This is a genomic window from Actinoplanes oblitus, from assembly GCF_030252345.1.
In the GTDB taxonomy this organism is placed as follows: domain Bacteria; phylum Actinomycetota; class Actinomycetes; order Mycobacteriales; family Micromonosporaceae; genus Actinoplanes; species Actinoplanes oblitus.
Window position 1 is genome coordinate 9,215,177 of the sequence record NZ_CP126980.1, and the last position, 19,161, is coordinate 9,234,337.

The 19,161-nt window shown below is 71.3% G+C and carries 19 protein-coding genes; 8 read left to right on the forward strand and 11 right to left on the reverse strand.

The features are described 5' to 3' along the window. Window positions 1–111: 111 nt before the first annotated feature. Window positions 112–945: a hypothetical protein gene (locus Actob_RS41065; protein ID WP_284917356.1), complete on the forward strand. Its 834-nt coding sequence runs from the start codon at window positions 112–114 to the stop codon at window positions 943–945. A gap of 131 nt (window positions 946–1,076) precedes the next feature. Here the strand turns inward: Actob_RS41065 and Actob_RS41070 are convergent, their stop codons facing one another. Then, window positions 1,077–1,760 (reverse strand): response regulator transcription factor, encoded by a 684-nt coding sequence (locus Actob_RS41070; RefSeq protein ID WP_067697652.1) that lies wholly within the window; start codon window positions 1,758–1,760, stop codon window positions 1,077–1,079. A 117-nt stretch (window positions 1,761–1,877) separates the two neighbouring features. Further along, entirely contained in the window at window positions 1,878–3,164 is a 1,287-nt protein-coding gene (locus tag Actob_RS41075; RefSeq protein ID WP_284917357.1) for a sensor histidine kinase, read from the reverse strand. A gap of 197 nt (window positions 3,165–3,361) precedes the next feature. Here Actob_RS41075 and phoU point away from each other — a divergent pair, with 197 nt between their 5' ends. Further along, complete coding sequence (phoU, locus tag Actob_RS41080; RefSeq protein WP_284917358.1) at window positions 3,362–4,015, forward strand: phosphate signaling complex protein PhoU; 654 nt, start codon at window positions 3,362–3,364, stop codon at window positions 4,013–4,015. A gap of 58 nt (window positions 4,016–4,073) precedes the next feature. On the opposite strand, the gene Actob_RS41085 is transcribed toward phoU, so the two are convergent. Next, window positions 4,074–4,820, reverse strand: coding sequence for a phosphoglyceromutase (locus Actob_RS41085; protein ID WP_284917359.1), 747 nt, complete (start codon window positions 4,818–4,820; stop codon window positions 4,074–4,076). Between the two features lie 113 nt (window positions 4,821–4,933). Here Actob_RS41085 and Actob_RS41090 point away from each other — a divergent pair, with 113 nt between their 5' ends. Both Actob_RS41090 and Actob_RS41095 read left to right on the forward strand, forming a co-directional pair. Next, window positions 4,934–6,196: an MDR family MFS transporter gene (locus Actob_RS41090; RefSeq protein ID WP_284917360.1), complete on the forward strand. Its 1,263-nt coding sequence runs from the start codon at window positions 4,934–4,936 to the stop codon at window positions 6,194–6,196. 619 nt (window positions 6,197–6,815) lie between these two features. Further along, a complete protein-coding gene (locus Actob_RS41095; RefSeq protein WP_284922502.1) occupies window positions 6,816–8,045 on the forward strand; it encodes an MFS transporter in 1,230 nt (409 codons plus the stop codon). A gap of 1,029 nt (window positions 8,046–9,074) precedes the next feature. Here the strand turns inward: Actob_RS41095 and Actob_RS41100 are convergent. Beyond that, a complete protein-coding gene (locus tag Actob_RS41100) occupies window positions 9,075–9,716 on the reverse strand; it encodes a type III secretion system chaperone family protein (protein WP_284917361.1) in 642 nt (213 codons plus the stop codon). Continuing rightward, entirely contained in the window at window positions 9,710–11,035 is a 1,326-nt protein-coding gene (gene mshA / locus Actob_RS41105) for a D-inositol-3-phosphate glycosyltransferase (protein WP_407653503.1), read from the reverse strand. Before mshA ends, Actob_RS41100 begins: the two co-directional genes overlap by 7 nt. 75 nt (window positions 11,036–11,110) lie before the next feature. Between mshA and Actob_RS41110 the strand changes: the two genes are divergently transcribed. Together Actob_RS41110 and Actob_RS41115 are read left to right on the forward strand one after the other, a co-directional pair. Beyond that, entirely contained in the window at window positions 11,111–11,866 is a 756-nt protein-coding gene (locus Actob_RS41110) for an SDR family oxidoreductase (protein ID WP_284917363.1), read from the forward strand. 3 nt (window positions 11,867–11,869) lie between these two features. Next, window positions 11,870–12,622 (forward strand): class I SAM-dependent methyltransferase, encoded by a 753-nt coding sequence (locus Actob_RS41115; protein WP_284917364.1) that lies wholly within the window; start codon window positions 11,870–11,872, stop codon window positions 12,620–12,622. Window positions 12,623–12,651: 29 nt separating this feature from the next. Here Actob_RS41115 and Actob_RS41120 read toward each other — a convergent pair whose 3' ends face one another. Beyond that, window positions 12,652–13,053 (reverse strand): response regulator, encoded by a 402-nt coding sequence (locus tag Actob_RS41120; RefSeq protein WP_284917365.1) that lies wholly within the window; start codon window positions 13,051–13,053, stop codon window positions 12,652–12,654. A gap of 119 nt (window positions 13,054–13,172) precedes the next feature. Then, window positions 13,173–14,399, reverse strand: a complete 1,227-nt coding sequence (locus Actob_RS41125) for a S8 family peptidase (RefSeq protein WP_284917366.1) — start codon at window positions 14,397–14,399, stop codon at window positions 13,173–13,175. 248 nt (window positions 14,400–14,647) lie between these two features. Between Actob_RS41125 and Actob_RS41130 the strand changes: the two genes are divergently transcribed. Next, window positions 14,648–14,860 carry a DUF7455 domain-containing protein gene (locus tag Actob_RS41130; protein WP_284917367.1) on the forward strand — a complete coding sequence of 71 codons (213 nt, stop codon included), beginning with the start codon at window positions 14,648–14,650 and terminating at the stop codon, window positions 14,858–14,860. A 47-nt stretch (window positions 14,861–14,907) separates the two neighbouring features. Next, a complete protein-coding gene (locus Actob_RS41135) occupies window positions 14,908–16,509 on the forward strand; it encodes a sensor histidine kinase (protein ID WP_284917368.1) in 1,602 nt (533 codons plus the stop codon). Window positions 16,510–16,560: 51 nt separating this feature from the next. Here the strand turns inward: Actob_RS41135 and Actob_RS41140 are convergent, their stop codons facing one another. The 4 genes from Actob_RS41140 to fliW all read right to left on the reverse strand — a co-directional run bounded on the left by Actob_RS41140 (window position 16,561) and on the right by fliW (window position 19,161). Next, complete coding sequence (locus Actob_RS41140) at window positions 16,561–17,439, reverse strand: SRPBCC family protein (RefSeq protein ID WP_284917369.1); 879 nt, start codon at window positions 17,437–17,439, stop codon at window positions 16,561–16,563. An 85-nt stretch (window positions 17,440–17,524) separates the two neighbouring features. Continuing rightward, window positions 17,525–18,220 (reverse strand): hydrolase, encoded by a 696-nt coding sequence (locus Actob_RS41145; protein WP_284917370.1) that lies wholly within the window; start codon window positions 18,218–18,220, stop codon window positions 17,525–17,527. A 172-nt stretch (window positions 18,221–18,392) separates the two neighbouring features. Further along, complete coding sequence (gene csrA / locus Actob_RS41150) at window positions 18,393–18,626, reverse strand: carbon storage regulator CsrA (RefSeq protein WP_328518404.1); 234 nt, start codon at window positions 18,624–18,626, stop codon at window positions 18,393–18,395. Window positions 18,627–18,723: 97 nt separating this feature from the next. Next, entirely contained in the window at window positions 18,724–19,161 is a 438-nt protein-coding gene (fliW, locus tag Actob_RS41155; protein ID WP_284917371.1) for a flagellar assembly protein FliW, read from the reverse strand.

The window sequence follows — 19,161 nt, forward strand, 5'->3', positions numbered from 1 at the left end:
GGCACCGCCGGATATATCCGCTCCAAACGGTCATGATCCATAAGGCCGGTCCGGCCGCGCCACGGCCCGCTTGACCGGCCGGCGGGATCCGGCCCGCGTAGGCTGTTCGGGATGAGCCGCGCACGACGCCCCGTGGAAGTGAAGCTCGACTTCCCTCGGGAATGGATCGAGTTCCTCGACCCCGCCGACGAGCAGCACCTGGTCCGCGCCGACCTGACCTGGCTGCTCTCCCGCTGGACCTGCGTGTTCGGCTCCGCCTGCCGGGGCATTCTGCCCGGTCGCGCCGAGGACGGCTGCTGCTCGCACGGGGCGTTCTTCACCGACGCCGACGACGAGAACCGGGTGAAGGCGGCCGCCGCCCGGCTCACCCCGCAGACCTGGCAGCACCACCGGCGCGGGTTCAAGAACTGGACCGAGATGGACACCGTGGACGGCACCAAGCCGGCCCGGCGCACCGCCACCCGATCCGGTGACGGCCCGTGCGTGTTCCTCAACGACGCGGACTTTTCGGGCGGCGGCGGATGCGCCCTGCACGCCCAGGCGCTGCGCGACGGCGTGCACCCGCTGAAGTACAAACCGGACGTCTGCTGGCAGCTCCCGGTCCGCCGGGAGCAGGATTGGATCACCAGACCCGACGGTACGAAGGTGCTCCAGTCCACGCTGACCGAGTTCGACAGGCGCGGCTGGGGCCCGGGCGGTCACGACCTGGCCTGGTGGTGCACCTCGTCCCCGGACGCACACGTGGGCACCGAGCCGATGTACCTGTCCTACGCCCCGGAGCTGACCGAGCTGATCGGCGAGGCGGCGTACCGAAAACTCGCCGACCTCTGCACGGCCCGCATCAAGACCGGCCTGATCGCCATCCATCCCGCCACCACGGCGGCAACAACCCCGCCGACCGCACCCAAACGCCAAGGCGGCCGCGAACCCGCCTCCCCGCCTTAACCGCTACCCGGCGCATTTCGCCCGTCGTTGCCGAGAGTGCCGGAAAACAACTGCGCTTCGCTGGTTGTTTTCCGGCACTCTCGGCAACGACTCAAGGGGGCGAAATGCCCGCCGAGCGGAGCGAGGCCATGTTAGGGCTCGAACTTGTAGCCCAAACCTCGGACGGTGACGATGTAGCGCGGGGCGCTCGGCTCCGGCTCGACCTTGGAGCGCAGCCGCTTGACGTGCACGTCCAGGGTCTTGGTGTCGCCGACGTAATCGGCTCCCCAGACCCGGTCGATCAACTGGCCGCGGGTCAGCACCCGGCCGGCGTTGCGGAGCAGGAGCTCGAGGAGCTCGAACTCCTTCAGCGGCAGCTGCACGCCGGCGCCGTCGACTGTCACCACGTGCCGTTCGACGTCCATCCGGACCGGGCCGGCGGCCAGCGTCGGCGTGCTCACCTCGGCGGCCTCGCCGCCCTGGCGACGCAGCACGGCGCGGATCCGGGCGACCAGTTCACGCGGCGAGTACGGCTTGGTGACGTAGTCGTCGGCGCCGATCTCCAGGCCGACCACCTTGTCGATCTCGCTGTCCCGGGCGGTGACCATGATGATCGGGACTGCGGACCGCTGCCGGAGCTGGCGGCACACCTCGGTGCCGGACATCTCGGGCAGCATCAGGTCGAGGAGCACGATGTCGGCACCGGTCCGGTCGAACTGCGTGAGGGCCGAGGTTCCGGTCGCGGCGACCGAGACCTCGAAGCCCTCCTTGCGCAGCATGTACGACAGGGCGTCGGAGAACGACTCCTCGTCCTCGACCACGAGCACGCGGGCCAATGAAGTTCCTTCCGTCGTCGGCGACCGGTTCAGCGGGGTTGTGCGGGTCCTGCGGCGAAGCCACCCGGAAGACTCGGCGGGGTTGTGCGAGTCTCGCGGTGAAGCCGCCCGGCAGACTCAGCGCCCGGCCACACCGGACTCGATTTCCATTGCCGTCGGTGACGGCGAGGGGGATTCGGGCGGTCGCGCCGGTAGGCGCAGTGTGAACGTAGAGCCCTCGCCGAGAGCGCTGGTCACGTCCACTCGGCCACCGTGGTTGGTGGCGATGTGCTTGACGATGGCGAGGCCGAGACCGGTCCCGCCGGTCGCCCGGGACCGAGCCTGATCAGCTCGGTAGAACCGTTCGAAGATCCGGTCCACGTCCTGCGGGGAGATGCCGATGCCCTGGTCGGCGACATCGATCTCGATCCACTCGGCTTCCTGCCGCATGGTGAGCTCGACCTTGGTGTCCGGTCCGGAGTAGGCGATGGCGTTCTCCACCAGGTTCGTCACCGCGGTGGCGAACTGGCTGTCGCTGCCGTACGCCATCAGGCCCTTCGGCCCGGAGTAGGCGATCTCGATGTTCTTCGCCGAGGAGGTCGTCCGGGTGCGGTCCAGCACCTCGGCGATCACCCAGTCCAGGGCCACCGGCTCGGGGTGCGGCAGCGGCTCGGCGCCCTGCAGCCGGGACAGCTCGAGCAGCTCGCTCACCAGGCGGCCCATCCGGGCCGACTCGTGGTGGATGCGCTCGGCGAACCGGCGGGCGGCCAGCAGGTCCTCGGACTGCGCCTCGGGCGCCGAGTCGGGCAGCTGGGTGGCGTCCAGCAGTGCCTCGGCCAGCAGTTGGAGGGCACCGATCGGGGTCTTCAGCTCATGGCTCACGTTGGCCACGAAGTCCCGCCGGACCCGGGCCAGGCGGTGCGACTCGGTGACGTCGGCCGCCTCGACGGCGACGTGCGTCGCGTTCAGCGCGACGGCGCGCAGGTGCAGGCCGAGTGGCGCCTGCGCCCCACCGGCGCGACCACGCGGAAGATCAAGTTCAACTTCCCGGCGTACGCCGGTCCGGCGCACCTGGCCGGCCAGGGTCCGCAGGATCGGGTGCGCGGCGATGGTGCCCGGCGCGCCACCCGAGCGCAGCAGGCCCATGGCCCGCGCCGCGGGGTTGACCAGCACGGGGTAGTCGTCGGCGTCGAGGACGACGACGCCGACTCGCAGCGAGTCGAGACTCTTGCGGCCGAGTCCCTTGAGGCCGTGCTTGCCTGCCGGGCGCTCGTCGTCCGGTTCGATGGCGGCTCTCCCCTCCGGCGAACCGGTCCCGGCCATCTCCTCCGACGCCGGTCGGCGGAAACGGGCGAGGACCAGCCCGGCACCGACACCGACGGCCAGCGCGGCTGAGACCGAGCCGACGGCGTATTCCCACTCCACGCTGCGATCGTAGGGTCATTGTTTACCTGGACCACAAGGCCAAAAGGGCAAATCGGGCCCACGTTGAATAATGTTCACCACCAGGCCTGGCGTCGTTCACCGGCGTTCATGTCCAGTAAGCCGAACCGACCTAGCGTGAGCTGCACATCGGCCGTCACTGCGAGGTGGGACGGCCCCGACATTCGGGACTTTAGAACATGCGCGAGGAGTTTCAGGCCGATCTCATCGAAGTGAGCCGGCTGTTGGTGACCATGGCGGAGTCGGTCCGCGCCGCGCTGCGCAAGGCGACGACTGCGCTGCTGACCGCCGACCTGGCCGCCGCCGAGTCCGTCATCCAGCGCGACGCCGAGGTGGACGCCGTGTTCGCCCAGGTGGAGGCGAAGGTGTCGGACATCATCGTCCGGCAGGCGCCGGTCGCCGTCGACCTGCGCCGGGCGATCACCGCCCTGCACATCTCCGCCGACCTGGAGCGGATGGGCGACCTGGCCGAGCACGTGGCCAAGACCGCCGCCCGGCGGCACCCGTCGCCGGCCGTGCCGGCCGAGCTGCGCCCGGTCTTCAAGGGCATGGCCGAGATCGCCGACCAGATGGCCGAGAAGATCACCGACGTGCTGGCGCACAGTGACGCCGGTCTCGCCGCCGAGCTGGAGAAGGACGACGACGCCATCGACGACCTCGAGCGCCAGCTGTTCAAGATCATGCTGGCCGACGACTGGCCGTACGGCGCGGAGACCGCCATCGACGGCGCGCTACTGGGCCGGTTCTACGAGCGGTACGCCGACCACGCGGTGAACATCAGCGAGCACACCATCTACCTGGTCACGGGGGAGCCGGTCGCGGGTCAGGACTGACCGCCCGGCAGTGGAACAGGCCGGGACACCACGGGAGTGTCCCGGCCTGTTCCGTGACTCAGCGGCCCTGGTTCGCGACAGCGGCCGCGGCCTCCTTGGCCGCCTCCGGGTCCAGGTAGGTGCCGCCCGCGGTGATCGGACGCAGGCTCTCGTCCAGGTCGTAGCGCAGCGGGATGCCGGTCGGGATGTTCAGCTTGGCGATCGCCTCGTCGGAGATCTGGTCCAGGTGCTTGACGATCGCGCGCAGCGAGTTGCCGTGCGCGGCGACCAGCACCGTCTTGCCGGCCCGCAGGTCCGGGACGATCGCGTCGTACCAGTACGGCAGGGCGCGCTCCAGCACGTCCTTGAGGCACTCCGCCTTCGGCTTGATCTCCGGCGGCAGGTCCGCGTACCGCGCGTCGGCGGCCTGCGAGAACTCCGAGTCGTCCTCGATCGGGGGCGGCGGCACGTCGTACGACCGGCGCCAGAGCATGAACTGCTCCTCGCCGTACTCCTCGAGGGTCTGCTTCTTGTCCTTGCCCTGCAGAGCGCCGTAGTGCCGCTCGTTGAGCCGCCACGAGCGCTTCACCGGGATCCAGTGCCGGTCGGTGATGTGCAGGGCGATCTCGCTCGTCCGGATCGCGCGGCGCAGCAGGCTGGTGTGCACGACGTCGGGCAGCACGTTCTGTTCTTTGAGCAGCTCTCCACCGCGGCGGGCCTCATCCTCGCCCTTGGCGTCCAGGTCCACGTCGACCCAGCCGGTGAAGAGGTTCTTGGCGTTCCACTCGCTGTTGCCGTGTCGCAACAGCACCAGGGTTCCAGTCATGCCCACATCTTCCCCGCCGGATCCGGTGACGGTCCGGGCGGGTGGAAAATCCGTTGCGCGATCCCCTAGGTTGTAAGGGAGCAGAACCGGGTTCAGTGCTTACGGGGGACGTTGTGCGAGGTTGGTTGCGGCAGGCCGCCGGCGGATTGCCCCGGCAGTTCTGGTTCCTCTGGACCGGCACCCTGATCAACCGGCTGGGCTCCTTCGTGGTGCTGTTCCTGAGCATCTACCTGACCGGCGAGCGGCACCTCAGTCAGAGCCAGGCCGGCCTGGTGCTCGGCCTGTACGGGGTGGGTGGCGCGGTCGGCACCATGACCGGCGGGGTGCTGGCCGACCGCTGGGGACGCCGGCCGACCATGCTGACCGCCCAGTTCGGTGCGGCGGCGCTGATGCTGACGCTCGGGTTCGCCGATTCGTACCCGCGGATCCTGGTCGTCACCGCGCTGCTCGGCGTCTTCACCGAGGGGGTGCGACCGGCCTTCTCGGCGATGATGGTGGACGTCGTGCCGGAGCGGGACCGGGTCCGGGCGTACTCGTTGAACTACTGGGCGGTCAACCTGGGCTTCGCGCTCGCCGCGATCGCCGCCGGTCTCGCCGCGCAGGCCGACTTCCTGCTGCTGTTCGTGGTCGACGCGGCCACCACCGTGGCCACCGCGACGATCACGCTGATCTTCCTGACGGAGAGCCGGCCGGCGCACCGCCCGATCGCCGGTGGCGCCCCGCGCGGCGGCATGCTGACCGTGCTGACCGACCGGGTCTTCCTCGCCTACTGGGTGGTCAACCTGCTGGTCGTGCTGGTCATCATGCAGCACATGTCGACCCTGCCGCTCGCCATGCTGGCCGACGGCTTCTCGGCGGCCACCTACGGCTGGGTGATCGCGGTCAACGGCATCATGATCGTGTCCGGGCAGCTCTTCGTGCCCCGGCTGCTCGACGGGCACCGCGCCCACCGCGTGCTGGCGATCGGCGCGGTGATCATCGGGGCCGGGTTCGGCCTGGTCGCGGTCGCGCACTCCGCCTGGATGTACGCGGTGACGGTGGTGATCTGGACGCTCGGCGAGATGATCCAGTCCCCGAGCAACGCGGCGACCGTCGCGGACCTGTCGCCGGCCGCGCTCCGCGGGCGGTACCAGGGACTCACCTCGCTGTCCTGGTCGATCGGGTCGGCGCTGGCCCCGATCCTCGGCGGGCTGGTGCTGCAGGGGTTCGGCTCGGCGACGCTCTGGGTGGGGTGCTTCGGTCTCTGCGCCCTGGCCGCCGCCGGTCACCTGCTGGCCGGGCCGGCCCGCGAGCGGCGTGCCGCGCTGCGCCGCGCGGAGGAGGACGCTCTGCTGAACACCGCCGGCACGACTGCGGCACCCGCGCCCGCCTCCTGACCGGCACCCTCCCGAGGTCCGCTCAGGACCGGCACCCTCCCGAGGTCCACTCAGGACCGGGACGACTCGGGATCGCCGCTCGCCGTCGGCGCGACCCCAGAACCCGCCCACCACCGGCATCGGCCGCCGCAAGCCGACCACACCCCCACTGCCCGCACCGGCGACCCGCTCCTGGCCGCAGGCCTCCACGCTCGCAGCCACCCCCCGCGCCGAGCCCGCCGCACCGGCCGGCCACAGCCGCACCCGCGGCCCGCTCCCGGGTGGCACATCTCCGCGTTCGCACCCGTCCCGTGCCGGGCCGGCCGCACGAGCGGGCGCGCGGGACCGCCGGCCGCCGGGGTGGTGCCGACGAGCAAGGCCCATCGAGCCCGGGTGAGAACCCGTCGCGACGATGCGGGGCGCGACTCGCCCGGCGACCCCGGCCAGCTACGTTTAGGAAGGTTTGCAGTTGGGTGTGGGGTTGGCGATCGGGGCCACCTGCGGGCGTCGCCCCGGAGGGTCTCGCGTTCTGGACGCGCAGCGGCCAGCGAGGCCCGCAGGGGTCCCTGGCGGGAGCGACGATCAGTGATCAGCGCGGATCCGAGTCAGCAATCTCTTGATCGTGAAGTTGAGGACAGGCATGCGGTGGTTGCGCGGGGCGGTCGGCGGGCTGCCGGGGGTCTACTGGTTCCTCTGGACCGGGCTGCTGATCAATCGGGTCGGCGGGTTCGCGGTGCTCTACCTGTCGCTCTACCTGACCGCCGAACGCGGCGCCGGGGCGGCGCTGGCCGGCTTGGTAGTCGGCACCTACGGGATCGGCGGGGTGATCGGCACCCTGGCCGGCGGCGTGCTCACCGACCGCTGGGGACGCCGGGCCACGCTGCTCTGGTCACATCTGGCGTGCGCCGCGGTACTGGTGGCGCTCGCCGTCAGCACACCGCTTCCGGTGATCGCCGGGCTGTGCCTGCTGCTCGGCCTGACCCAGGCGATGCCCGGACCGGCGTTCGTCGCGGCGATCACCGACGCGGTGCCCGCCGATCACCGGCTGCGCGCGTTCAACCTGCAGTTCTGGGCCTTCAACCTGGGCACCGCGGGGGCGTCGCTGCTGGCCGGGGCGCTGGCCCGGTGGAGCTATCCCGGGCTGTTCCTGCTCGACGCGACGAGCACGCTGGTCACCGCGCTGATCATCGCGTGGAAGGTGCCGGAGACACTCACCCGGGCCGGCCGGTCCGAGCCGTCGGCGGGCGGGATGCGGACCGTCTTCGCCGACCGGATCTTCCTGGCCTTCGTCGGGCTGACCGTCCTGCAGGCGCTGCTCACCAGCCAGACCAACACCATCGTGCCGCTCGCCATGCACGGCGACGGGCTGGGGCCGGGCGCCTATGGGCTGGTGACGGCGCTCGGCGGGGCGCTGATCGTGGTGGGGCAGCTGTTCGTGCCCGGGTTCATCGACCGGCGGCGCAAGGACCGGGTGCTGGCCCTGTCGATGGCGGTGATGGCGGCCGGGTTCGCGATCCTGGCGGTGGCCGACAGTCTGCCGGTCTACCTGGTGGCCGCGGCGATCTGGACGGTCGGCGGGATGCTCGCCGCACCACCCAACGCGGCGATCAACTCGGAGCTGGCGCCGGCGCTGCTGCGGGGCCGGTATCAGGCGGTGTTCTTTCTGAGCTTCCCGGCGGCGTCGTTCGTGGCGCCGGCGCTGGGCGGGGCCGGGCTGGAGTACTTCGGGGCCGGCCACTGGGTGGTCGTGGCCGGGGTGGGCCTGATCGGGGCCGGCTTGCACCTGGTCGCCGGACCGGCCCGGGAGCGGCGGGTGGCCGGACGGCCGGGCTCCACAGCGGACAGGCGGCCCGCGGACCGCACATTGTGAACAGATCGGACGGCGGAACGGCGAGCGCCGGAATCGACGTGACCGGGCCCTTGCGAATGGCCCGGCGGAATTCGATGAACGAAAGATCGTGAGGCGTGTAACAGACGTAACATGCCCGCAAACAAAAGCACCGGCGGCGGCGGGCGACCCCCATCCCCATAGGCGTCGCCCGCACTAACCGCCGGTCTCGGGTCGCGCCGTCCCCCAACGGCTCATGCCACCCGTCCCCAAACGCCGAACCGCGGCGATCATTACTGATCGTCCCGTTCCCCGAACTGACGGCTCGGCGTCCATCGACCACGCTAGTTGGGGCAGTCAAGCCTCACAAGCCGTATTCGTGTCGACATCTGTCTCAGGCGTCACAATCGCCAACAACCAACCGATCGGACGATCCGCCAATCACTCATCCGGCCTCCGCGACACGGCGGAAATTACGACTCTTACCGAGCTGGGGAAATGATGTCCGTCGAATCAGCGGGACTCCGGCGGGATCTTGCCGGCGGGTGTCATCCGGATGAATTCACGACTGCCTTGATCACGTTTCCGCACGTCAACGCGATCTTGTCGGATTGCCGGCGATGGGTGGATGGCCCGAGGTGGGGCGATCGATCATCTACGCGGGTGGATGGGCGTGCGCGGTGAGCGGCGGACCGGCGTGACGGCGGCGAGCGAGCCACCGGCGGGATGGCGGCGAGCGAAGCGGCCGACTTGATGGCGGCGAGCGAAGCGGCCGACTTGACGGCGGTGAACGGAGCGGCCGACTTGACGGCGGTGAACGGAGCGGCCGACTTGACGGCGGTGAACGGAGCGCCGGTGTGATGACAGTCAGCGGAGCGGCGGGCGAGACAGCGACAAGCTCGTGCGTCAGAGGAAGCAACGGGCGGCTCTCACCTCACGCGCCCGCGACGAGTCCGGTGATCGCCCCACACCGCTTCGGAGTCGACGGCCGGCCTGCCGAAGCCGCGATCCGGACGGCAGTCTGGGGACCGAGCGCGGACCGCGGCGGATCAGTTCATTGTGGACGAGGACTCAGGGCGTGCCGTCGTCGGCGCCGCCGGACGTGCCGTCGGAGGTGCTGCCGGACGTGCCATCGGAGGTGCTGCCGGACGCGCCGCCGAAGGTGCTGCGGGACGTGTCGCCGGACGTGCCGTCGGGCGCGGCGAAGTGTTTGAAGGCCTGCAGATTGGCCAGCGACTCGCCGCGCTTGACCCGCCACTCCCACTCCCGGCGGATCGACGTAGCGAAACCGATCTCCAGCATGGTGTCGAACGACTCGTCGGCATAGCTCAGCACCGCGCCCAGCAACCGATCCAGCTCGTCCTCGTCGAGGCTGTTGAGCGAGACCCGCCCGGTCAGATAGATGTCGCCGGCCGCGTCGATGGAGAAGGCCACGCCGTACATCCGGGCGTTGCGCCGCAGCAGCCAGGCCCACAGCTCCTCGCGGCGCTCGTCCGGCTGGCGCATCACGAACGCCTCGATCCGCAGCGCGTGCTCGCCGACGATCAGGTTGCAGGCGGTCTTGAGTTTGTGCGAGCCGGGCAGGCTGACCACATAGGACGACTCACCGGTCGGCTCCCACTCCAGCTCGCGGTCGGTGAGCACGCTCTCGATCAGTCCCGCCGGGGTGTTGCTCGCGGCACCGCGAAGCGGTTCGGACGGCTCGGTCACCATGCGCAGGTCGCCCCCTCCAACCGGGCGGTGATCAGCGCCCGGTGCTCACTCACCGCGTCCCGGTAGACCCGGAGCAGGTGGTCCACTGTCCGATCCCAGGAGAACTGGCTGGCGTGCGCGACAGCCCCGGCCGACAGCCGGCGCAGGTACCCCGGCGCGTCCAGCAGTTTCTCCAGCACTCGTGCCCAGTCGGCCGGATCGTGGCCGTCGACCAGCACGCCGCTCTCGCCGTCCCGGACCGCGGTGACCAGGCCGCCGACAGCGGCCGCCACCACCGGCGTGCCGCAGGCCTGCGCCTCCAGCGCGACCAGTCCGAACGACTCGTTGTAGGAGGGCACCGCGACCAGGTCGGCGGCCCGGTAGAGGGCGGCCAGGTCGGCACCGGTCTGCGGGGGCAGGAAGACCACCGAGTCGGCGACGCCGAGCGAGGCGGCCAGCTCGATCAGCGAGGAGGGCCGGTCCAGCCCGCTGCCGCTGGGCCCGCCGCAGATCACCACGGTGACGTCCGCGGCGCCGCGGGCACGCAGCTCGGCGACCGCGGAGATCAGCACGTCGGGGGCCTTGAGCGGCTGGATGCGGCCGACGAAGGCGACGATCCGGCCGTGCTCGGGCAGCCCGAACCGGGCCCGGTCGGCCGCACCGGGGCGGAACCGGTCCAGGTCGACGCCGGGCTGCACCACGCTGACCCGGCTCGGATCGGCCTGGTAGTACGTCATCAGGTCCTGAGCCTCGAACCGGGTGTTCGCCACCAGCCGGTCGGACTCGGCGACCACCTGCTCCTCGCCGATCACCCGCGCTTTCGGCTCCGGGCGGTCACCGGCGGCGATCAACCGGTTCTTCACCTTGGCCAGGGTGTGCGCGGTGTGCACGTGCGGCACGCCCCAGCGCTCCCGGGCCAGCCAGCCGACCTGGCCGGAGAGCCAGTAGTGCGAGTGGATCAGGTCGTAGTGGCCCGGCGGGTGCGCCGCCTCGGCCCGCAGCACGCCGGTGGTGAACGCGCAGAGCTGGGAGGAGAGCTCCTCCTTGTCGAGCCCCTCGTAGGGCCCCGCGGTGACGTGCCGGACGTGCACGCCGGGCAGCATCTCCACCATCGGTGGCAGGTCGCGCGCGGTGGCCCGGGTGAAGATCTCCACCTCGACACCGGCCGCGGCGAGCCGCTTGGACACCTCGACGATGTAGACGTTCATCCCGCCGGCGTCGCCGGTGCCCGGCTGCTCCAGCGGCGACGTGTGCACCGAGAGAGTGGCTATCCGCCGGGGTGTGGGCCAGCCGACCTCAGCCACGATAGTTCCCTCCGCTCGGACTCGTACTCCAGTCATCTTCCCCATCGGCGTGGGCTGAACCACTACGCAGCGGGGCGAGGGTGACTCAGGTCATGAGGTTAGATCTGAGTCATGCAGAGAATCGCAGTGGTCACCGGGGCGTCCAGCGGCATCGGCGCGGCGACCGCCCGCAGCCTCGCCGGTGCGGGCTTCCACGTGGTGGCCGCGGCCCGCCGGGTGGACCGGCTGGACGCGTTGGTCAAGGAGATCGGGCCGGACGCGACAGCGGTGGCGTGCGACGTCACCTCGGACGAGTCGGTGGCCGGGCTGGCCGCCGCGGTGACCGAGCTGGGCGGTCCGCTCGCCCTGCTGGTGAACAACGCCGGCGGCGCCCGCGGGGTGGACCCGGTCGCGAGCGGTTCGGTCGCCGACTGGCAGTGGATGTACGACGTGAACGTGCTCGGCACGCTGCGGGTCACCAAGGCGCTGCTGCCCGCGCTGGAGGCGAGCGGCGCCGGGACGATCGTGACGATCGGCTCGACAGCCGCCTTCACGCCGTACGAGGGTGGCGGTGGCTACGTCGCTGCCAAGCACGCGCAGACCGCCCTGGTCGGGACGCTGCGCCTGGAGATCGTCGGCAAGCCGGTCCGGGTGGTGGAGATCGACCCGGGGATGGTGCGCACCGACGAGTTCGCGCTCAACCGCTTCGACGGTGACCGGGACAAGGCGGCCGCCGTCTACGCCGGGGTGAAGGAGCCGCTGCTGGCCGACGACATCGCGGACATCGTCACGTTCGCCGCGACCCGGCCGCAGCACGTCAACATCGACCGGCTGGTGGTCCGCCCGATCGCCCAGGCCGCCCAGCACAAGGTGCACCGAGAGTCATAACCGATGAAGCCGGTCGGCGCGATCACCCGGGGGACGACGAACCCCAACCGCCTGCGGCGGGTGGACAACTTCATCGCGTTCCGGTGCGCCGATCGGTTGCTGGCCGCTGCCGCACCGCTGGTGATGGATCTGGGGTACGGCGCCACGCCGGTCACCGCCGTTGAGCTCCGGGGGCGGCTGGCGGCCACGGTCCGCCCGGACGTCACGGTCGTCGGTGTGGAGATCGACCCGGTACGGGTGGCCGCCGCCCTGCCGTACGCCGACCCGCCCCGGCTGGAGTTCCGGCGGGGCGGGTTCGAGCTGGCCGGTCTCGCCCCGGCGGTGGTGCGCGCGTTCAACGTGCTCCGGCAGTACCCGGAGGACGAGGTGGCGGCGGCCTGGCGGCAGATGACGAGCACCGGCGCGACCCTGATCGAGGGGACCTGTGACGAGCTGGGCCGGATCGCCACCTGGGCGGTGGTCGAGGACGGCGTGCCGGTGACCCTCACCCTGTCGGCCCGGCTGCCGGTGCTGGCACATCCGGCGGTCTTCGCGGAGCGGCTGCCCAAGGCGCTGATCCACCACAACGTGCCCGGGCATCCGGTGCACGAGCTGCTACGCGCGCTCGGGCGGGCGTGGGAGACCGAGGCGACGCCGTTCGGGCCGCGGCAGCGGTGGCTGGCAACGGTCCGCCGGATGCGCGCCGAGGGCTGGCCGGTGCTCGACGGCCCGGCCCGCTGGCGCCTGGGCGAGCTCAGCCTGCCGTGGCCGTCGTGACTTGCCGCAACCCGGGCGGAGCGAGGTGATCAAGCACTGCCCTCGCCCAGCACGCTGCGCAGCGCCTGGAGGAGGGCGTCGGCGGTGAACGGTTTCTTCACCAGCAGGGCGTCGTCACCGACCAGGCCCTTGGTGACAGCGATGTCCTTGGGCAGTCCGGAGATGAAGACCACGCCGGTGCCGGGACGCATCTCGATGATCGCGCCGGCCAGTTCGCCGCCGGACTTGCCGCCCGGCAGGGTCAGGTCGGTGACCAGGACGTCGATGTCGCCCGGGTGGTCACGGCAGACCGAGATGGCCTCGTCGGGATCGCCGGCCACCAGGGCCGCATACCCTTTGCGCTGCAGCATGCGGCGCATGATGTCGCGGAGATCTTCTTCGTCGTCGACGACCAGGATGGTCGGCGTTTCGGCGACCGGCGCCTCGGACATCGGTCCTCCTCGCGGGCTGGGGTCGATCTCACGCTAGCCGCCGGAGGGCGCCGGGCGGCCACGGTTCGGAGAAAAGCCGAACGCCGCCCTCCCGGCGGGAGAGCGGCGTTCGTGGTGGGTCAGCGCTTCTTGGCGGCGGTGGCGGTGCTGTCCGCCAGGTAACCGGTGTAGAGCACCTTGTTCGGCGAGCCGGTGCCCGCGCTGCGGACCAGGCCCGAGCCGGCGTTGCCGACCAGGTCGTCACGGACCTGCTGCGGGGTCCAGGCCGGGTGAGCGCCGAGCACCAGGGCGGCCGCGCCGGCCACGTGCGGGCTGGCCATCGAGGTACCGCTCATCGTGGCGGTGGCCGAGTTCGAGTTCTTGCCGGCCGACTTGATGTCGACGCCGGGCGCGAACAGGTCGACGCAGGTGCCGTAGTTGGAGAAGGACGCCCGCCGGTCGGCGCTGTCCACGGCGCCCACGGTGATCGCGTTGGCGGTGTCGGCCGGCGAGTACTTGCAGGCGTTCCGGTTGTCGTTGCCGGCCGCGATGGTGTACGTGACACCCTTGGCGATCGACCGGTTGATCGCGTCGTCGAGCACCTTGCTCACCGGGCCACCGATGCTCATGTTGGCCACCGCGGGCAGCTTGGCGTTCTTGGTGACCCAGTCGACGCCGGCGATGAAGTCGGAGTACGAGCCGGAGCCGTCGCAGCCCAGCACCTTCACCGCAACGATCTTGACGTCCTTGGCGACGCCGTACGTCGACCCGCCGATCGTGCCGGCCACGTGGGTGCCGTGCCCGTTGCAGTCGTTGGCGGTCTTGTCACCGTCGACGAAGTCCCAGCCGTTGGTGGCCCGGCCGCCGAACTCCTTGTGCGAGACCCGGACACCGGTGTCGATCACGTACGCGGTGACGTCCTTGGCCGAGCCGTACGTGTACTTGCGGTCCAGGCCGCGCGAGCGCTGGTCGATCCGGTCCAGGCCCCAGGTGGCGTTGGGCTGCACCGAGGCCGGGGCCATCACGGCGTCCTGCTCGACGTACCGCACGGCCGGGTCGGTGGCGAGCCGAGCCGCCTGGGTCGCGGACATCCGGGCGTGGAAACCGGATACCGTGGCCTGGTAGTTCTCGAGCACCTCGCCGCCGTAAGCGGCGGTCAGGGCTCGCGAGTCGGCGTCGTGCCCGGGCTTGAGCACGACGATGTAGCTGTCCGGGATGGCGGCGGCGCCGGCCTCCAGGACCGTCCCGGCCTGCGGCACGGCCGGAGCCGCGGCGGCCGGAACGGCGAAACCGTGAAGAGAAGCGGTGGCGGCGCTCGCGACGGCCAGGAAACGGAAGGCCAGGCGACGGGCGTCGGAACCGAGCATCAAGTATCTCCCTCAGGTAGGTGCCCCGGCCCGGAAGTGCATGCCGTGGCGACTTGAGGGAAATCCTGAAGAAGAAGAAGTGCTGGTCCAGGTCTCATCGGGTTGCGGCGACGTTGCACCTTTCACAGCGGATCCCCGGGGTGGAACCACTAAGGCCACCCATCGCAGAACCGATCTAGTCCGCTGTCAGGACCGCTGCACACCGCCGTTGAGCCCCGTTTCATTCGGCCATGAGCAAGGAGAGCGATATGACCACCCTGCTGTCGCCCGAGATCGACACCGTCGGCGAACTGTCCGAGCGCTGCGATCGCTGCGGCGCGGCCGCCAAGCTGGAGGTGACCCTGAGCAGCGGCGGCGACCTGGCCTTCTGCGGCCACCACGCGAACCGGATGCATGCCGAGATCTCGCGAGTGGCCAGCAAGATCCGCCTGGAGGAAGGGTTCGGCTGGGCGGGTAAGTAACCGCGCCTGCCGCGATATGCTCATTTCCTCACGTCATGGGGGGATATGTGCGTATCGCGGCACGCGGCGTGGGCAGGTCGTCCCGGCTGATCGCCGGCTGTGCCGGAGTCACGGTCACCGTGCTCGGCCTCCTGAACACGCACACGTCCGACCTGAACGCGCCGCCGGAGGGGCTCTCGCCCGCTCCGGCGTTCGTGTTGATGCCGGCCGGTCTGGCCCTGCTGGTGCGGGTGCTGCCGCTGGCCGGCCCGGCGACGCGGTTGCGCACCGGCGCGGCCGCCGTTCTCGCCCTCTCCGCCGCCGTGCTGGGCGCCGCCGCGATCAGCCGGCACCCGGCCGCCGGGCTGGCCACCGGGCTGGCCGGTCTCGCGCTGGCCGGCCTCGACGTGCGACTGCTCCGAATCGGCCGGGTCGCCGTGCGGATCACCGACCCGCTGCTGCTCGGTGCCGCCACCATCGCCCTGGTCGCCCTGGTCGCGCGGCTCTTCACCGCCACCGGGATGATGCCGCTCGACCTGGCCGGCGGCCTGCTCCTGCTGACCGCCGGCGCCGTCCTGGCCCGGCCCGAGGCCGAGCCGCCGAGCGCCCCCGACACCGCCGACCAGCGCCTGGTCGCGGAGCTGCGGGACCGGCAGGACTTCGCGGACACGCTGCTCCAGTCGATGAACGAGGCGGTCATGGTGCTGGACGCCAACTACCGGGTGATCGACGTGAACCGGCGCTGGCGCGAACTCACCGGCCAGCCGGACGACGTGCGGGAGCCGCCGCCGCTGCCGCCACCGGGTCACGGCGGCGACTGGCTGCTGCCCCGGGCCGACGGCACCGAGGTGCCGGTGCTGGCCACTATGGCCGCCATCCCGGACGCCGCCGGCGCGCCCCGCGGCTACGTCGCCACCTGCGTCGACATCGGCTCCCGCAAGCAGGCCGAGGAGGCGCTCAGCGAGCACGCCGCCGAGCTGGAGCGCGGCAACGCCCAACTGGCCGCGGCGAACTCCCAGCTGGCCGCCGCGCTCTCCTTCAAGAACGACCTGACCTCGATGCTCACCCACGACGTGGCGCAGCCGATCAGCTCGATCGCCAGCCTGGCCGAGCTGCTCTGCGCGGACTGGGCGGACCTGCCGGAGGACATCCGGCTGGAGCTGTCCCTGAAGATCGACAAGAACACCCGCCGCCTGGTCAAGATGATGAACGACCTGCAGCTGCTGTTCCGCCTGGACACCGGCGCGGTGACCGCCCGGCGGGTGCCGGTGCCGCTGCTCGAGGTGGTCCGCGCGGCTCGCGCCGAGACGGCCGGGGCGGACGAGGTGGAGATCGCGATCGACGAGGACCTGTCCGCGCTGGCCGACCGCGGGCACCTCGCGGTGGTGGTGGAGAACCTGTTGAAGAACGCCATCGCGCACGGGGCGGCGCCGATCCGGGTGGGCGCCGAGCGGCAGGACGGCACGGTGTTGCTCCGCGTGCAGGACAGCGGCGCGGGCATCCCGGAGGACCTGCTGCCCAACCTGTTCGGCAGGTTCATCAGGGGTGCCGGGCTGGGCCTGTTCATCGTCCGGCACCTGGTGGAGGCGAACGGCGGCTCGGTCCGCTACGAGCACGCGGTGCCCCGGGGCGCCCGCCTGCTGGTGACCCTGGAAGCCGCACCGCGCTGAGGTACGACGAAGGCCGGCCCGCCGGGCCGGCCTCGGTGGTGCCGCCGCGGATCAGCCGATGCCGCGATCCTCTTCGTTGATCATGCCGTTGCCCCAGATGTCGCCGGAACTCGTGCGGCCGCCCATCCGGGCCGTGCCGGCCGCGCTCCCGCTCGTCCGGCCCGAGCCGCGTTTCGCCGCCGCGGGGCCGCCCGGCCCGGCGACGGCGCCGGGGAGGTTGCCCGTCGCGGCGGAGGCGCCGGGAAGGTTGCCCGGGCCGGCCGCGTGGTGCAGCGGGTTGTCGGCGAGGCCGGTGCCGGTCGGGTCGGCGTTGCCGAGGTCGGCGGCGCCGGTGTCCCAGCCCGCACCCGGACCGCCCTCCGGGGCGTGCGGCACGGCCGGGCTGGTCGGCGCGTTCCGGTGCACGCGGGTGGCGACCGACGCCGGCGAGGCGTAGTCCGGCTTGGTGAACAGGGTGTGCGAGGGGCCGGGCAGGCGCTTGACGCTGGCTCCGGTCGGGATCGGGCGGCCGCCGAGCACACCGCTCTCCACCAGCCCCTTGAAGGTGGTCAGGTCGGCCTTGAGACGGCGGTTCAGCGACTCCTGACCGTGCCGGTCGCTGGGCATGAGGAACGCGATGTCCGCCTCCAGCTGCGCGACGACCTGGGTCTTCGTCTCGCCCATCGGGCGCAGCGTGAGCGTCTCGGCGAGGAGCGGCCCCTCCATGGTCGACCAGGAGACCCGCTCGTCCGGCGACCGTTCGATGATCTGCGCGTCGAACTCCCGGCGCTTGCCGTCCACGTCCATGATCCAGTGCGTCTGGTCCGCGCCGGTGGTGGTCACCTGGCGGACCCCGGTCATGAACCTCGGGTAGTTCTCGAACGCGGCGAGTTGCTCGTACACCGTGTGCAGCGGTGCACTCACCTCGATGGCCTGCTGAACCATACTCATCGCATCTCTCCCATGCTGAAGTGCTGGCATGACAGAGAGTACGGAGGCGAGTGCGACCCGTGTTCGCTTTCGCGGAGACCGGCTTTCAGACTCTGCGCAGGTACTGCCAGCCGCCCACCTCGGCGGCGTACCGGGCGTCACTCGCGGGCACCAGCGTCACCGCGGCGTCGCGCAGCAGCGCCACCAGGCGCGGGGACGGGCTGCGCCACGCCTCACTGATCTCCACCAGGGTGCCGGTGGCCCGGCAGGCGGCGGCCAGGTCGGCGAGCAGGGCCGGCGAGACCGCCGCGTCGTCGACGCCGGCCTGGGCCAGCAGGGCGAGCGGGCGGGCCAGCTGGGTGGGCACGTAACGGCAGGCTCGCTCCAGGCCCCGTACGGTGGCCTCGACCAGCCGCTCGGCGACCTGCTCGGCGGTCAGCTCGCCGGCCTCGACCCGGGCGCGCACGGCCCGGGCGTCCAGCAGTTCGTCGCCGAGCGGGAGGGCGGAGACCGCCACCGACAGCGCGTCCAACTGGGCCAGGTCGGCGGGCAGCGCCAGCCAGCCGTCCGGGCGGACCACCTCCACCTCGGCGGCCACCCGCAGGGTCATCTCGGTACGGTGCCGGGCCCGGCGCACGGCGTCCGCGTACGCGGTCAGCCAGGTGGTCTCCGGCCCGGCCTGGTCGGCGAAGGTCAGCGAGGTCAGCCCGGCCCGGTCGGCCGCCGAGGCCACCACGCCGACGGCGTCGCGCCCGGCCGCGAACCCGGTGTGCACGTGGGCATCCACCGTCAGGTCCAGCACGCATGCGGTTCCGACCGCACCGCCGCCGATGACTGATTCCCGCTCTGCCGCCACGTTCGCTCCCCGACTGAAGTTCACCGTCGGGGAGAAGAATGCGGCCCCCGCGTTGTCTCCGGGGTCAGCAGCCGGTGCAGCTGAGGTGCGCCGCCACGCCCGCCGTGGCGGCCGCCCCTCACTCCGGCTTCTCGAGCATCCTGGTGACCGCCTGCACGGCGTCGTCGCTGGGCGACGCGGCCGCCCGGTTCGCCTCCTGCAGTTCGCGGTACACCTCTTCACGGTGTACGTGCACGTCGCGCGGAGCCTGGATACCCAGCCGGATGACGTCGCCGCGGGCCTCCAGCACGGTGATCACGATGTCGTCGCCGATCATCACGCTCTCGCCGGCCCGCCTGGTCAGCACAAGCATCGACGTCTCCTCCTCCAGTCGGCATGGCAAAGGCGCGGCCGCGAAGGAACGCGACCGCGCCTGCACTGAGGGTCGTGGACCGCCCCCGGCTGGAGAATCAGAACGCCCGATTCATGATCGCGCGTACCGGGTAGCCCGAGCCGGTGAGAACCACCTGCTGCGCGCGCATGGTGTCCCGGTCCACCACGATCGGGGCCAGCAGGTTGGCGGTCGTCTCGTCCTGGCTGGCCGAGATGACCGTCAGCAGCAGCAGCCGGTCGGGGTCCTTGGTGTTCAGAGCCGCGAACGTGCTCTCGTCGATCTCGGGCGCGTACTCCGGGAAGAACGGCTCCGGCGGTGCGACCAGGAAACGCAGCTCAGGGTTGTCGAGCGACGTCAGGGCGTACAGCAAACCGTCTTCGTTCAGGCGCACCAGGACGAAATCCCGGTGCGCCGGGAACCCCGGCATGGGCGTCGCCATCGTGATGGTCGGCAGGCCCAGCGACGGGTCGGTCATCGTGGCCTCGATCGGTCGGGACATGGTGCGAGTAGTCAT

What these genes read in the sequence shown, in the direction of transcription:
- Actob_RS41140 (WP_284917369.1), bottom strand. Translation starts at nt 17,439, where the DNA reads ATGAGTATGGTTCAGCAGGCCATCGAGGTGAGTGCACCGCTGCACACG.
- Actob_RS41095 (WP_284922502.1), top strand. Translation starts at nt 6,816, where the DNA reads ATGCGGTGGTTGCGCGGGGCGGTCGGCGGGCTGCCGGGGGTCTACTGG.
- Actob_RS41110 (WP_284917363.1), top strand. Translation starts at nt 11,111, where the DNA reads ATGCAGAGAATCGCAGTGGTCACCGGGGCGTCCAGCGGCATCGGCGCG.
- fliW (WP_284917371.1), bottom strand. Translation starts at nt 19,161, where the DNA reads ATGACTACTCGCACCATGTCCCGACCGATCGAGGCCACGATGACCGAC.
- Actob_RS41065 (WP_284917356.1), top strand. Translation starts at nt 112, where the DNA reads ATGAGCCGCGCACGACGCCCCGTGGAAGTGAAGCTCGACTTCCCTCGG.
- phoU (WP_284917358.1), top strand. Translation starts at nt 3,362, where the DNA reads ATGCGCGAGGAGTTTCAGGCCGATCTCATCGAAGTGAGCCGGCTGTTG.
- Actob_RS41125 (WP_284917366.1), bottom strand. Translation starts at nt 14,399, where the DNA reads ATGCTCGGTTCCGACGCCCGTCGCCTGGCCTTCCGTTTCCTGGCCGTC.
- Actob_RS41120 (WP_284917365.1), bottom strand. Translation starts at nt 13,053, where the DNA reads ATGTCCGAGGCGCCGGTCGCCGAAACGCCGACCATCCTGGTCGTCGAC.
- csrA (WP_328518404.1), bottom strand. Translation starts at nt 18,626, where the DNA reads ATGCTTGTGCTGACCAGGCGGGCCGGCGAGAGCGTGATGATCGGCGAC.
- Actob_RS41085 (WP_284917359.1), bottom strand. Translation starts at nt 4,820, where the DNA reads ATGACTGGAACCCTGGTGCTGTTGCGACACGGCAACAGCGAGTGGAAC.
- Actob_RS41115 (WP_284917364.1), top strand. Translation starts at nt 11,870, where the DNA reads ATGAAGCCGGTCGGCGCGATCACCCGGGGGACGACGAACCCCAACCGC.
- Actob_RS41100 (WP_284917361.1), bottom strand. Translation starts at nt 9,716, where the DNA reads ATGGTGACCGAGCCGTCCGAACCGCTTCGCGGTGCCGCGAGCAACACC.
- mshA (WP_407653503.1), bottom strand. Translation starts at nt 11,035, where the DNA reads ATGACTGGAGTACGAGTCCGAGCGGAGGGAACTATCGTGGCTGAGGTC.
- Actob_RS41130 (WP_284917367.1), top strand. Translation starts at nt 14,648, where the DNA reads ATGACCACCCTGCTGTCGCCCGAGATCGACACCGTCGGCGAACTGTCC.